The sequence below is a fragment of the Sulfuriferula sp. genome (assembly GCF_054605375.1).
The window spans coordinates 168,120-179,985 of the sequence record NZ_JBTSEG010000002.1 but is presented as its reverse complement, the minus strand read 5'-3'; the positions used below and the strand labels follow the sequence as shown (position 1 = coordinate 179,985).

Annotated in this window: 12 protein-coding genes; 2 read left to right on the top strand and 10 right to left on the bottom strand. The window is 54.0% G+C overall.

The window, feature by feature from the left end; genetic code table 11:
* Positions 1–72 precede the first annotated feature (72 nt).
* Positions 73–837 (bottom strand): TrmH family RNA methyltransferase, encoded by a 765-nt coding sequence (locus tag ACYCZJ_RS02475; protein WP_461552637.1) that lies wholly within the window; start codon positions 835–837, stop codon positions 73–75.
* Between the two features lie 397 nt (positions 838–1,234).
* On the opposite strand from ACYCZJ_RS02475, the gene ACYCZJ_RS02470 reads away from it, so the two are divergent.
* Both ACYCZJ_RS02470 and ACYCZJ_RS02465 read left to right on the top strand, forming a co-directional pair.
* Entirely contained in the window at positions 1,235–1,627 is a 393-nt protein-coding gene (locus ACYCZJ_RS02470; protein WP_461552636.1) for a hypothetical protein, read from the top strand.
* A 368-nt stretch (positions 1,628–1,995) separates the two neighbouring features.
* Positions 1,996–3,132: an HD-GYP domain-containing protein gene (locus ACYCZJ_RS02465; protein ID WP_461552635.1), complete on the top strand. Its 1,137-nt coding sequence runs from the start codon at positions 1,996–1,998 to the stop codon at positions 3,130–3,132.
* A 16-nt stretch (positions 3,133–3,148) separates the two neighbouring features.
* Here ACYCZJ_RS02465 and ACYCZJ_RS02460 read toward each other — a convergent pair whose 3' ends face one another.
* The 9 genes from ACYCZJ_RS02460 to rseP all read right to left on the bottom strand — a co-directional run bounded on the left by ACYCZJ_RS02460 (position 3,149) and on the right by rseP (position 11,866).
* Entirely contained in the window at positions 3,149–3,595 is a 447-nt protein-coding gene (locus ACYCZJ_RS02460; RefSeq protein WP_461552634.1) for a CopD family protein, read from the bottom strand.
* Positions 3,596–3,661: 66 nt separating this feature from the next.
* Positions 3,662–4,261 (bottom strand): ribonuclease HII, encoded by a 600-nt coding sequence (rnhB, locus tag ACYCZJ_RS02455; protein ID WP_461552633.1) that lies wholly within the window; start codon positions 4,259–4,261, stop codon positions 3,662–3,664.
* Positions 4,258–5,415, bottom strand: a complete 1,158-nt coding sequence (lpxB, locus tag ACYCZJ_RS02450; RefSeq protein ID WP_461552632.1) for a lipid-A-disaccharide synthase — start codon at positions 5,413–5,415, stop codon at positions 4,258–4,260. Before lpxB ends, rnhB begins: the two co-directional genes overlap by 4 nt.
* 1 nt (position 5,416) lies before the next feature.
* On the bottom strand, positions 5,417–6,187 hold the full coding sequence (gene lpxA, locus ACYCZJ_RS02445) for an acyl-ACP--UDP-N-acetylglucosamine O-acyltransferase (RefSeq protein ID WP_461552631.1): 771 nt from the start codon (positions 6,185–6,187) through the stop codon (positions 5,417–5,419).
* Between the two features lie 3 nt (positions 6,188–6,190).
* Complete coding sequence (fabZ, locus tag ACYCZJ_RS02440; RefSeq protein WP_461552630.1) at positions 6,191–6,628, bottom strand: 3-hydroxyacyl-ACP dehydratase FabZ; 438 nt, start codon at positions 6,626–6,628, stop codon at positions 6,191–6,193.
* Positions 6,621–7,658, bottom strand: a complete 1,038-nt coding sequence (gene lpxD / locus ACYCZJ_RS02435; protein WP_461552695.1) for a UDP-3-O-(3-hydroxymyristoyl)glucosamine N-acyltransferase — start codon at positions 7,656–7,658, stop codon at positions 6,621–6,623. Before lpxD ends, fabZ begins: the two co-directional genes overlap by 8 nt.
* A gap of 26 nt (positions 7,659–7,684) precedes the next feature.
* Positions 7,685–8,182, bottom strand: a complete 498-nt coding sequence (locus ACYCZJ_RS02430; protein WP_461552629.1) for an OmpH/Skp family outer membrane protein — start codon at positions 8,180–8,182, stop codon at positions 7,685–7,687.
* Positions 8,183–8,192: 10 nt separating this feature from the next.
* Positions 8,193–10,505, bottom strand: coding sequence for an outer membrane protein assembly factor BamA (gene bamA / locus ACYCZJ_RS02425; RefSeq protein ID WP_461552628.1), 2,313 nt, complete (start codon positions 10,503–10,505; stop codon positions 8,193–8,195).
* Between the two features lie 5 nt (positions 10,506–10,510).
* On the bottom strand, positions 10,511–11,866 hold the full coding sequence (gene rseP, locus ACYCZJ_RS02420) for an RIP metalloprotease RseP (RefSeq protein ID WP_461552627.1): 1,356 nt from the start codon (positions 11,864–11,866) through the stop codon (positions 10,511–10,513).

Genomic DNA, 11,866 nt, shown 5'->3' with positions numbered 1-11,866 from the left:
GGGCGGCTACATGCTGCACCAGTGTAGCCCGGTCAGCACAGCGTGTGTTTATTCCGCGAGCAAAGATATGAATTATCCTGCCTGCCGTACCCGTTCGAACAGGCATACCGCCAGTGCAGCTGCCGCGTTGAGGGACTCTATCCGGCCCGGCATCGGAATAATGAATTCTACGCCTGCCGCAGCACGCAATTCAGCGGACAGACCGGCACCTTCATTACCCACCGCAAACGCCACCGCACCGCGCAAATCGGTTTGATACAGGTTGTGCGCAGCACCCAGTGTGGCAGCACATACTGCGCCGGGAAAGGCCTGTGCTACGGCGGGCAGGTCGGCATTTTCGATAATATGGGTCGCAAAGTGCGCCCCCATGCCGCCGCGCAGCACCTTGGGGGACCAGGCATCGGCACAACCAGAGGAAAGATACACCGCGCCGACGCCCGCTGCCGCCGCACTGCGCAGCATGGCACCAAGATTGCCGGGGTCCTGGATCGCTTCCAGCAGCACGCAGAAATTCGTTTTGACAGGTGGAGGTGATCGGGGAATGGCAATCAACGCCAGTATCCCGGTCGGGGTTTTAACCGGTGACAGCGCATTGAACAAAGCTTGTGAAAACGTCATCCGCTCCACTGCGGCACAACGCGATAGCAAAGGGTGGTTGGACGTAGCGGGTGTCGTAATCAGTAAGTCTGGTTGTAGACCTGCATCCATGGCTGCCGTCAGCAAATGTTCGCCATCCAGCACAATTTGACCATATTCACGGCGCGCGACGGTCGATTCGGCGAGTTTTTTAATATGCCTGAAGCGCGGGTTTTGCGGCGAGGAAATGGTTTCGGTCATGTCGCATCAGCGCGATCGATAAGTTTCAGCAAGTATTGTAGCTCAAGGTATCATCAGCAAATATGAAAATATCCCTCATTACGCCTGCCCAGCCCGGTAGCCGTCTGGGTAACCGCACACTGCTTCGCTGCGGCATTTGACTCGTCCTGACTGGGTTGCTGAAGCCCAGGGCGCTGCGACTGTTTAGCCTCACCCGAACCCGGCTCCCCGGCCCGCGTGATTGAAGCACAATGAATGCAATCCGACCAAACAGCACAGTCCAATGAATGAGTGAGAAAATCGATTTTCAATCCATTTAAATACGGCTGATTCTGCTCATATTTCTTTCGCTTGCTAGCACCAGCCTGTTGCGGTATCTTCAAAACATAAATTCATATTACAACAAGAGGACACAACCATGAGTCATAAAGTCAGAGTCGCATTACTCGGTTTAGGCAACGTTGGAGAAATCTTCGCGGAAAACTTCCTGGAAAAAATTCAGGAGGAGCACGCCAATGTGGAAATTGTCGCCGTTGCCAGTAAAGACCTGGAATCTCCCGTTGCGATGGGTTTTGTGCACAGCCATATTCCTGTTTTTCGTGACGCGCTTGAGGTAATCGACCTCGGCGACAAGGTGGACATTATTTTCGACCTGACGGGTAATGCACAATTGCGCAAGGATTTGCGTGTCCGTCTCCAGGAAACCAACAATCGCCATACCGTGATTGCGCCTGAGGTTGTCGCCCATCTGCTGTGGAGCTTTTTCGGTGAAGTCGGTGAATTGCCGCACAGTTCACAAACGGGTTACTGACGCGCAACATATTCTTGCCTGCAACGACCTGTTATTCACGCCGACGTTTAACCCTGCATTCAATCGGGGATTCAGCGCGTCAAGACTCTGCCGGTTCACGCATCCCAAGCAGAACACATTCGGGCCTCACCCGGTGTGTTCATCGCATATAAGCCCGGCTTTTCAATCTATTCGTTACGGCACTGGCAAATATATCCTGCCAACCAGCCCCTTTCAGACGACACCATAGCAACCCTTGAAGCAGGACAAATAAAATGCTGTTGTTCATAAGCTACTAAAACCTCTAGTTTTGCTACCATTACTACATGACCGTCCCTCTAATGAGGAATATGCACAGGGCACATAGCCATCGATATTAGGAGGCCTTCATGAATAAACGCCGTATCAGCATGCAGGACATGGTACTCGGGGAGCCTTTGCAATGGGACGTCTTTGATACTACGGGACATCTATTGCTTAGTCGTGGCCATGTCATTGACAATACCCACTTGCTGGAATCGCTGGTGTCACGCGGCTTGTTTATTGATCTGCCGCACAAGCAAACCGAGGCGCCTCTAACTGTAGCCAAAGTTCCGGAACTGCCATCCGTATTACGCTTTATCAATCTTGCCCACAAACGTCTGGAAAGCCTGTTGTTCGGCCTGCATACGGAAACCGATGCCACCACCAAAATTCTTGAAGTAGCCAAAACCGTCATTTACGCGGCCAACCTGAATCCTGATATCGCGATTGCCTGTATTTTGCTTAACCAGAGCGTTACTACCTATGCCGGACGACATTCGATGGATACAGCGCTGGTTTCCCTGCTTGTCGCCCAGGTAATGAAAAAAAGTCCGGACGAGGTTAAGATTATCGTGGCTGCTGCACTGACGATGAATATCGGCATGCTCCGTCAACATGATCACTTTCAGGAAAAACAGGGGCCTTTAACCGAGCAGGAAATGGCAATAGTCAAAAAGCATCCGCAAGAGGGGGTGCGTTTATTGCAACAGGCCGGGATCGATCATCCAGACTGGTTGACCTGTGTACTGCAGCATCATGAGAATGAAGATGGTAGTGGTTATCCTCATGGCCTGAAAGGCCCGGAAATTTCACAGAATGCCAAGATCATTTCATTAGCGGATCGTTATTGCGCCCGTGTAACCGGCCGTACCTATCGGCAACCTCTGCTCCCTCCTGCGGCCCTGCGCGGCCTGTTCTTCGAAGAAAGCAAAACCATAGACAAGAATCTGGCGCCCTTCTTTATTCATGAACTCGGAATGTATCCCCCGGGCACGCATGTACGCCTGCTAAACGGCGAGATCGGCGTAGTCACTCGCAAAGGCCATCAGGTATCCGCTCCGATAGTGCATGCATTGCTTGCGCCAGGTGGCGCTCCCTTGTCATTTCCGATTCAGCGCGATACGTCTAAAACACTCTTCGCCATTCGGGAAGCGCTCTACCCCAGCCAGGCGGATGTCCGTTTCAGCATGCAGCACCTGTGGGGGAAAGAAGCCAGACTATAAGGCAAGGCTGCCTTGTCTAACCAAGCAACACACCCAGGCTACCGGCCACGATTGTCAGCAATCCCAGGCTTAGATTAATCCCCACCAGCATGCGTATCTGCCCTAACGCCGCACCACCGGCCTGCCAGTCCTGCGCGGCAACTGCCCGTTTTAAACGCCGGAAAGGCGCAAAGAAAACGTGAGCGAATAGCAGCATCATGACAATGCCAAGACCGAACATGGCGGATACATACATGGGCGGTTTGCCCAGTTGCGCCATCATAAAGAGGCCACTACCCAATATGACGGCCACGCACAACCACACCCATGGAAAAAACTTGCCAAATACACCTTCCCATAGCGGCAAACGCTGTTGCGGTTCGAGCCGCGTTGCGGCTATTGGCCGTAGGGCCATATAGGCAAAAAACATACCACCTACCCAGATGGTGAAGCCGAGAATATGCAAAAATTTGGCAAATATCATGACTGGTCTCCTTGATTATAAAAAATGATCCGCACAGCCTACACACATGCAACCGTGTTTGTCAGCTTATCCGGGAATTATCCGGGATTCTGTGGTCAACATACAGCGCCGCACTGGCGCATAGCTACGACGATGTTCGATTGTGACACCATGTTTTGCCAGTGCTGCAAGGTGCTCTGGCGTTGGATACCCTTTGTGACGGTCAAAACCGTATTCCGGATAAATATGATGCAATCGCATCAAATCACGATCACGTGCCGTTTTGGCGAGAATGGAAGCCGCCGAGATGGCCGGTTCAGAAGCGTCGCCCCTGACGATGGCACGTGCAGGCATCAGTATTGTTGGGCAATGCAACCCATCCACCAGTACTTCTGAAGGCATTACCGGCAATGCCTCCACCGCGCGTTTCATGGCCATGAGCGTGGCCTGCAAAATATTAATTTGATCAATTTCAGCAACGCTGGCCTGCCCGACTGCCCAAGCCAGCGCATGCGTCTGAATAAGCACTTCAAGCGCTTCGCGACGGCGCGCGGAAAGTTTTTTTGAGTCATTGAGACCCGCGATCGGATGCGCCGGATCAAGAATGACTGCCGCGGCAAATACGGCACCTGCCAGCGGCCCGCGACCGGCTTCATCCACCCCGCATACCAGCAAAGCTCCGTTCATCTGCGCTCCAGAAATGGCAATATCGCCTCCGCCATGCGCTCCGCAGTATTGCATTTGAGCGCCGCGTGCTGCGCAGCAAATTCAGCCTCTATGGCATTACACTTATCCTGATCTGACAGCAAATCAATCACTGCGTCCGCAAGCTTTTCCGGCGTGGCATTTTCCTGCACAAGCTCGGGTACCACATCGCGATTGGCGAGGATATTGGGCAGTCCTACCCAGGGCAGATAGGCTTTGCGGCGCATGAGATAGGCAGTCAGTTTGGGCACCCGGTAGGTGATGACCATCGGACGCTTGAGCAAAGCGGCCTCGAGTGTGGCCGTGCCGGACGCAACCAGCACAACATCCGCCGCTGTCATGGCGTAATCAGCATGACCTACCATGATGCGGACAGGCAACATGGTTTCACTACTGCCCAATGCACGTTCAAAAATATTGCGCGTAGCGCGGCTGAGCAGCGGCACCAGATAATGAACCTCAGGGTGCCGGGAATGGATCAGGCGGGCGGTATCGACAAACAACTGCGCATGATGCGCCAGTTCGCCCACACGACTGCCTGGCAACATCGCTACGATCGGTTGCTGATGAGGCAGTTTAAGCCGTTCGCGCATCTCGTCACGATCGGGATCATCGGGCAGCATATCAGCCAGCGGATGTCCCACATACGTGACCGGAATACCCGCCTTGCGATAAATAGCCTCCTCGAACGGGAATACCACCAGCATATGCGAAACTGCCCGCGCGATTTTTCTGATGCGCTCGCCGCGCCATGCCCAAATGGACGGGCTCACATAATGCAGCGTAGGAATGCCGCGCGCCTTGAGATGGGCCTCGAGAGCGAGGTTGAAATCGGGTGCGTCGATGCCGATGAACAAGTCGGGCGGATCAGCCAGAAGGGCGCGCCTGAGCTTGCGCCGGATGCCGAGGATTTCCGGCAGGTGGCGCAGCACCTCAACATAGCCATTCACCGAGAGCTTTTCCATCGGAAACAGGCTGCGTGCGCCTGCCGCAATCATTTTTGGTCCGGCGATACCAACAAATTCGATATCCGGGCGATGCGCCTTCAGGGCTGTGATCAGGTGGCTGCCGAGCAGATCACCCGAAGCTTCACCCGCGACGATACCGATCCGGGGCGGTCGTGCTGCAGCCGCCATGTCAGCGAATAATGCCGCGATCGGCCTGGCTGAGAAAATCCACCAGCAGCTGGACTTCCGGCACATCCCGGGTCTGCTCGGCAAGACGTTGTTGCGCCTCGTCGAAAGTCAGCCCTTCACGATATAGCGTTTTGTAGGCGCGCTTGAGTCCGGCCAGCGCCGCTGCCGTAAAACCACGCCGCCGCAAGCCTTCGGCATTGATGCCGTGGGGCGCAGCAGGCTGGCCCGCAGCCATGACATAGGGCGGGATATCCTTGAATACCACGCTGGAAATACCCGTCATGACATGGGCGCCAATTTTGCAGAACTGGTGCACGCCGGTAAACCCGCCCAGGATGGCATGGTCTCCCACCGTCACATGTCCCGCCAGGGAAGCGTTATTGGCGAAAATCGTATGGTTGCCCACCTGGCAGTCGTGGGCGAGATGGACATAGGCCATGATCCAGTTGTCGTTGCCGACACGCGTCACCCCCGTATCTTGCGCAGTCCCCAGATTGAGCGTGCAGAATTCGCGTATGGTATTGCGGTCGCCAATTTCCAGCCGGGTCGGCTCCCCCGCATATTTCTTGTCCTGTGGAATTTCTCCCAGGGAATTGAACTGGAAAATATGATTCTCGCGGCCGATAAGGGTATGCCCGTTAATGACCGTATGCGCGCCTACCGTGGTGTCATCACCGATGATCACATGCTCGCCGATCACGGCGTAAGGACCGATACTGACATGGGTGCCAAGTTGCGCACCGGGATGAATGATTGCCGTGGTGTGAATCATGTTTCAGCGTAAAGTGGCCATCATTTCGGCTTCCGCCACGCGCTGGCCGTCCACTTCGGCATACGTCGCATATTTCCAGATACCCTTGAGATTACGCAGGATTGCCGCATGCAGTATGAGTTGGTCACCGGGCACTACCGGTTTCTTGAAACGGGCAGCGTCGATGCCGGCAAAATACACCACGGAATCTTCGCTGGGGGCATCGGCAACCGTCTTGAAAGACAGGAGAGCAGCCGCCTGCGCCAGCGCCTCCAGAATCAGCACGCCAGGCATGACGGGATGCTTGGGAAAATGACCCGGAAAAAATGGCTCGTTCATGCTTACGTTTTTGAGGGCGACGATACTTTTCCCCGGCTCCAGAGAAATCACCCGGTCAACCAGTAAAAAAGGAAACCGGTGCGGCAGATAGGCCATGATCTCGTTGACGTCCATACTACTCATGTTGGTTTTTCTCCAGTTCGACAAGCTTTTTTTCCAGCGCGCGAATACGCTTGGCCATACTGTCCAGGTGGCGCATCTGCACCGCATTTTTCAGCCACTCACTGTGTTCTGAAAAAGGCAGCGCCGATGTATAGGTGCCCGCTTGTGTAAGCGATTTGGTAATCAGGGTATTGGTAGAAATATTCACCCGGTCAGCTATCTCGATGTGGCCAAAAATCATTGCTGCCCCACCGATGGTGCAGTGCGCACCAATTTTTGCGCTGCCGGCAATCCCCGTGCAGGCTGCAATCGCGGTATGGGCGCCAATGCGTACGTTGTGTGCAATTTGAATCTGATTGTCGAGCTTGGCACCTTCCTCGATCACTGTATCGTCCAGCGCGCCACGATCCACCGTGGTATTGGCGCCGATTTCCACGTCGTTACCGATGACCACACGGCCAATCTGGGGTATTTTCAGCCAGCGCCCGTCATCCGGCGCAAGACCAAAGCCATCCGAACCGATCACGCAGCCGGAATGCAAAATAACCCGATCCCCTATTACGCTGCCGTGATACACACTGACATTGGCATACAGCAGACAAGCACTGCCGATGATACTGTCCCTGCCCACCACGCAACCCGCACCGACAATGCTGCCCGCACCGATTCTTGCCCCTTGCTCCACCACCGCATTGGCACCGATGCTGGCGTCGTCGGCGATGCAGGCCTCTGGATGGACAACGGCTGAGGAATGCACACCAGGCACAGCGGCGTATGGCGGGTTGAAAAGCGCTGAAACACGGGCGAAGTAAGTGTAGGGATTATCGGCAATGATGCGCGGTTTGCTACTGGCTTGCGCAGCATCGCGTCCCATTATGAATGCGCCTGCGGCCGACCCGGCTAGCTGACTACGGTATTTCAAATTGGCAAGAAAGCTGATCTGGTGGGGTTGGGCGCTACTCAATGTCGCAATCTGGCTAACGCGTGTGCACGCATCCCCAAGCACTTCGCCTCCCAGGCGCTCAACGATTTCTGCCAATGTGTAAGACACGTCCGGCATAGGGCGTCCGGCCAGGATTATTTGTCGCTTAGTGCGCGAATGATTTTGTCGGTGATGTCGATTTTGGGGCTGAAATAGACCGCCTCTTCAAGTATGACATCGTATTTTTCGGCCTCGCCGTAGGCATGAATTGCCTTACGCGCACGATCCTGCACCTTGGACAACTCTTCATTGCGACGTACATTGAGATCCTCGCGAAATTCACGCAAGGTGCGCTGGTAATCACGATTCAGGTTGGCCAGATCACGCTCCTTACTGCGCCGCTCTACATCCGACTGAATGGCCCCGTCCTTTTCCAGTTGAGCCTGCAGATCACGGGCCTGCTTGGCCATTTTTTGCAAGGCTGCCTCGCGCGGCGCAAATTCCTTTTCCAGTCTTTTTTGTGCCTGCAGCGCAATCGGTGCCTCACGGAATACGCGCTCGGTATTCACGAAACCGATTTTAATATCAGCTGAAGCAATCCCGGACGTCATCACACCAGCACACAATATAATTACTGCCAAAACCTTGTTCACTTATTGCTCCTTAAAACACGGTGCCCAACGTAAACTGGAACACTTGCGTCCTGTCATCAGGCTTGGGATTGAGGGGCTTTGCCAGGCTGAACTTGAGCGGGCCAACCGGGGAAATCCAGCTCAGCGCAACGCCAGTGGAATAACGCAGATCCTTGAAATTGAAACTGGAATAACGCCCCAGATAATCATCTGGCCCCCAAGTCGAGCCTGCATCTGCAAAAACACTCACGCGCACTGACTGATCATCTTTCATACCGGGCATGGGGAAAAACAATTCCGCATTACCCACTACGCGCTTATTACCACCGGCGGCAACCACACCGTTAATCGGGTCATTCAGTTTGGGTCCCAAGGTAGAGGTATCGTAACCACGCACCGAACTCACGCCACCCGCATAGAAATTCTTGAAGAACGGTAGCGGCTTGCCTGCGTAACCATTGCCAAAGCCGATTTCGCCATTCAGCATCAGGGTAAAGTTCTTGCTCAATGGATGGAACCACTGTTGCTGATAAGACAGTTTGTAATATTCAAGGCTGCCCGGCGGTATGCCCACCTCGCCGTAGACTCGCTGCAACATGCCTTTGGTTGGATACGTCAAACTGTCCCGGCTATCGCGTGCCCACCCCAGATCGGCGCGAATGGTGTCGTTACCGCTGCCAAACTGGTTGACGAAATCCTGATACTGCTTGGGACTATTGCTGTCTACCGTCAGGTCAAAGCGCTCGTACGCCAATCCCAGATTGATGCTGTCCTTTTCATTCAATGGGATACCCAGGCGTACTCCCACCCCTTTGGTAGAGTTCTGATAGGTGGCCACACTACTCAGCGAGGTGGTATTGATATCGCGCCGGTACAGGTCATAACCAAGGCTCAGACCATCCGGTGTGAAATAAGGGTTGGTATAAGATACCGAATAGACCTTGTTGATCTTGCCGCTGTTGACCTGCAGGGACAATTGGTTACCGGTGCCGAACAGGTTGTTTTGCGAAATCGAACCCGACAGAATCAGGCCTTCTGAAGACGAGAATCCTGCGCCCACCATGATGCTGCCTGTGGCTTTTTCCGTCACGCCCAGGTCAATATCCACCTGATCGGTGGTACCGGCCACGGCAGGCGTGGTAAGACTTACACCAGGATTAAAATAACCGAGGCGCTCAACCCGCTCGCGCGAACGCTTGATTTTATCGCCCTGATACAATGCACCTTCCATTTGCCGGAATTCACGCCTTACCACTTCGTCTTTGGTGCGGGTATTGCCGGTGACGTTGATCCGGTTGATGTAAACGCGTCGACCGCTATCCACATAAAAAGTGAATGCAACCTGATGTTTCACCCGGTCCACATCCGGCACGGCGTTGACGTTGGCGAATGCATAACCGTCGTTGCCAAGTCGGTCACTGATTTTTTTCGCGGTTTCGGTCAATTTTTCGCGCGAAAATACTTCACCCGGCTTTACCATGATCAACTTTTCAAGTTCTGCTGGCGGAACCACGGTTTCACCCGCCAGCTTGACACTGGAAACAGTGTATTGATCACCCTCGTTAATATTGATGGTGATGTAGATATCTTTCTTGTCCGGTGAAATCGACACCTGAGTGGAATCCACATTGAATTCCAGGTAACCACGGTTCAGGTAAAACGATTTGAGCGTTTCCAGATCGGCCGCCAACTTCTGCTTGGAATATTGATCGCTCTTGGTATACCAGCTGAACCATCCTGGCGTTTGCTCGCTAATCACATCCAGCAGCTGCTTCTCCTTGAAGGCATGGTTGCCAACAATATTGATCTGCCTGATTTTGGCAACATCGCCATCCTGAATATTGAAAGTGATCGCAACCCGATTGCGCTCCTGCGGCGTGACGGTCGTTTCGATTTGTACTGCGTATTTTCCTTTACTGAAATACAGGCGTTTGATTTCCTGTACGGCGCGATCCAGAATCGATTTATCGAAAATACGGCCTTCGGTCAACCCGGCCTGTTTCAGACCGGTAGTGAGTTGTTCCTTGGAAAACTCCTTGTTGCCGATCAGCTCAACCTTGGAAATGGCCGGACGCTCTTCCACCACCACAATGAGCACATTGCCTTGCTGCTCCAGCCGTACATCCTTGAAAAAACCGGTGGCAAATAATGCCTTGATCGCTGCAGAGGCTTTTTCGTCGTCCATCGTCTCGCCGACTTTAACCGGCAAATAGCTGAATACCGTGCCGGCTTCGGTACGCTGGATGCCCTCAACACGGATATCCTTCACTACAAAAGTATCAATCGCATGAGCGGAAACCGCCCACAAGCTTGTAAAGAGTGCAGCCGCAAGTTTGATTTGCATTAGGGTCAGCCTGTAAACAAACGGGAAATATCGTTATAAAAGGCAAAAATCATGAGTGTGAGCAACAGTGCCATGCCAATTTGCTGGCCGATTTCCATCACGCGTTCGGAGACCGGACTGCCTTTGATAAGCTCCGCGATATGATACATCAAATGCCCGCCGTCCAATAACGGAATGGGCAATAGATTAAGCACACCAAGGCTGATACTCACCAGCGCCAGGAAAGTTACGAATGCTGCAGTACCGGTACGCGCCGATTGTCCGGCATAATCGGCAATCGTAATGGGGCCGGACAGGTTGCGCCAGGATACCTCGCCCGTCACCATGCGCCCCATCATCTGCAAACTGAATACCGATGTATCCCAGGTTTTTGCGAATGCCTTGGTGAAGGCTGTCGCTACGCCGTAGCGTGTTTTGGTCAGCATGGCATCAAACACCGCAGGATCCACCTTTGGGCCAATACCGATTTTGCCGACTGCCACGCCAGCTTCCTCCACACGCTGAGGCACCAGCTGGATATCGAGCCTGGCTGCCGGACTGCCACGTTCCACCTGGAGGGTGACCACTTTACCGGGGCGATCACGTACCAGCTTGACCAAGTCCGACCACTCGCTGATTTTTGTTCCATCCATTGCGACAATATGGTCGCCAGGGCGCAACCCGGCACGTGAACCCACACTATCGGGTAATACTTGCCCGATGACTGCTGCAAGCGACGGTTCAAACAAGCGGATACCCAGTTTGGCCGCCATATCGGATTCGCCATCCACCGCCACACCGGCCGCATTCAGCATGCGTGTCTCGCCATCCGTCAATGAAATGCTGAGCGGCTGTTGCGAGGGTAGCTGGCGCAAGAGCGCCCATTGCAAATCTGCCCAGCTGGCCACCGGTTCCCCATTGATTGCACTGATTTCGTCACCGTCATTCAGTCCGGCCTGCGCCGCTACACTGGCTGCAGGCGGCTCGCCTATGACAGGTTTGAGACCCGGTATGCCGTGCATGAACAAACCCCAATACAGCAGAACCGCCAGCAGCAGGTTGGCCAGCGGTCCGGCAACCAGAATCAGCATGCGCGCGCCGACGCTTTGACGGTTAAAGCTGCGATGCCGATCGGCCTCCTGAACGTGGCCTTCGCGCTCATCCAGCATCTTGACGTAGCCGCCCAGAGGAAATCCGGCTATGACCCATTCGGTGCGGTCTTTTCCCCAATGCCGTAACAACAACGGCTTACCAAAGCCTACCGAAAAGCGCAGCACTTTCACACCCACCAGGCGCGCCGCTGCATAGTGGCCGAATTCATGCACAACAATAAGAATACCCAGCGCTACCGCAAAGGCCAGCAAGGTCGTCAATAGCGTCAT

Bases quoted from the DNA above. Each gene is read 5' to 3' on its own strand.
- ACYCZJ_RS02475 (WP_461552637.1), bottom strand. From the start codon at position 837: ATGACCGAAACCATTTCCTCGCCGCAAAACCCGCGCTTCAGGCATATT.
- ACYCZJ_RS02470 (WP_461552636.1), top strand. From the start codon at position 1,235: ATGAGTCATAAAGTCAGAGTCGCATTACTCGGTTTAGGCAACGTTGGA.
- ACYCZJ_RS02465 (WP_461552635.1), top strand. From the start codon at position 1,996: ATGAATAAACGCCGTATCAGCATGCAGGACATGGTACTCGGGGAGCCT.
- ACYCZJ_RS02460 (WP_461552634.1), bottom strand. From the start codon at position 3,595: ATGATATTTGCCAAATTTTTGCATATTCTCGGCTTCACCATCTGGGTA.
- rnhB (WP_461552633.1), bottom strand. From the start codon at position 4,261: ATGAACGGAGCTTTGCTGGTATGCGGGGTGGATGAAGCCGGTCGCGGG.
- lpxB (WP_461552632.1), bottom strand. From the start codon at position 5,415: ATGGCGGCTGCAGCACGACCGCCCCGGATCGGTATCGTCGCGGGTGAA.
- lpxA (WP_461552631.1), bottom strand. From the start codon at position 6,187: ATGATTCACACCACGGCAATCATTCATCCCGGTGCGCAACTTGGCACC.
- fabZ (WP_461552630.1), bottom strand. From the start codon at position 6,628: ATGAGTAGTATGGACGTCAACGAGATCATGGCCTATCTGCCGCACCGG.
- bamA (WP_461552628.1), bottom strand. From the start codon at position 10,505: ATGCAAATCAAACTTGCGGCTGCACTCTTTACAAGCTTGTGGGCGGTT.
- rseP (WP_461552627.1), bottom strand. From the start codon at position 11,866: ATGACGCTATTGACGACCTTGCTGGCCTTTGCGGTAGCGCTGGGTATT.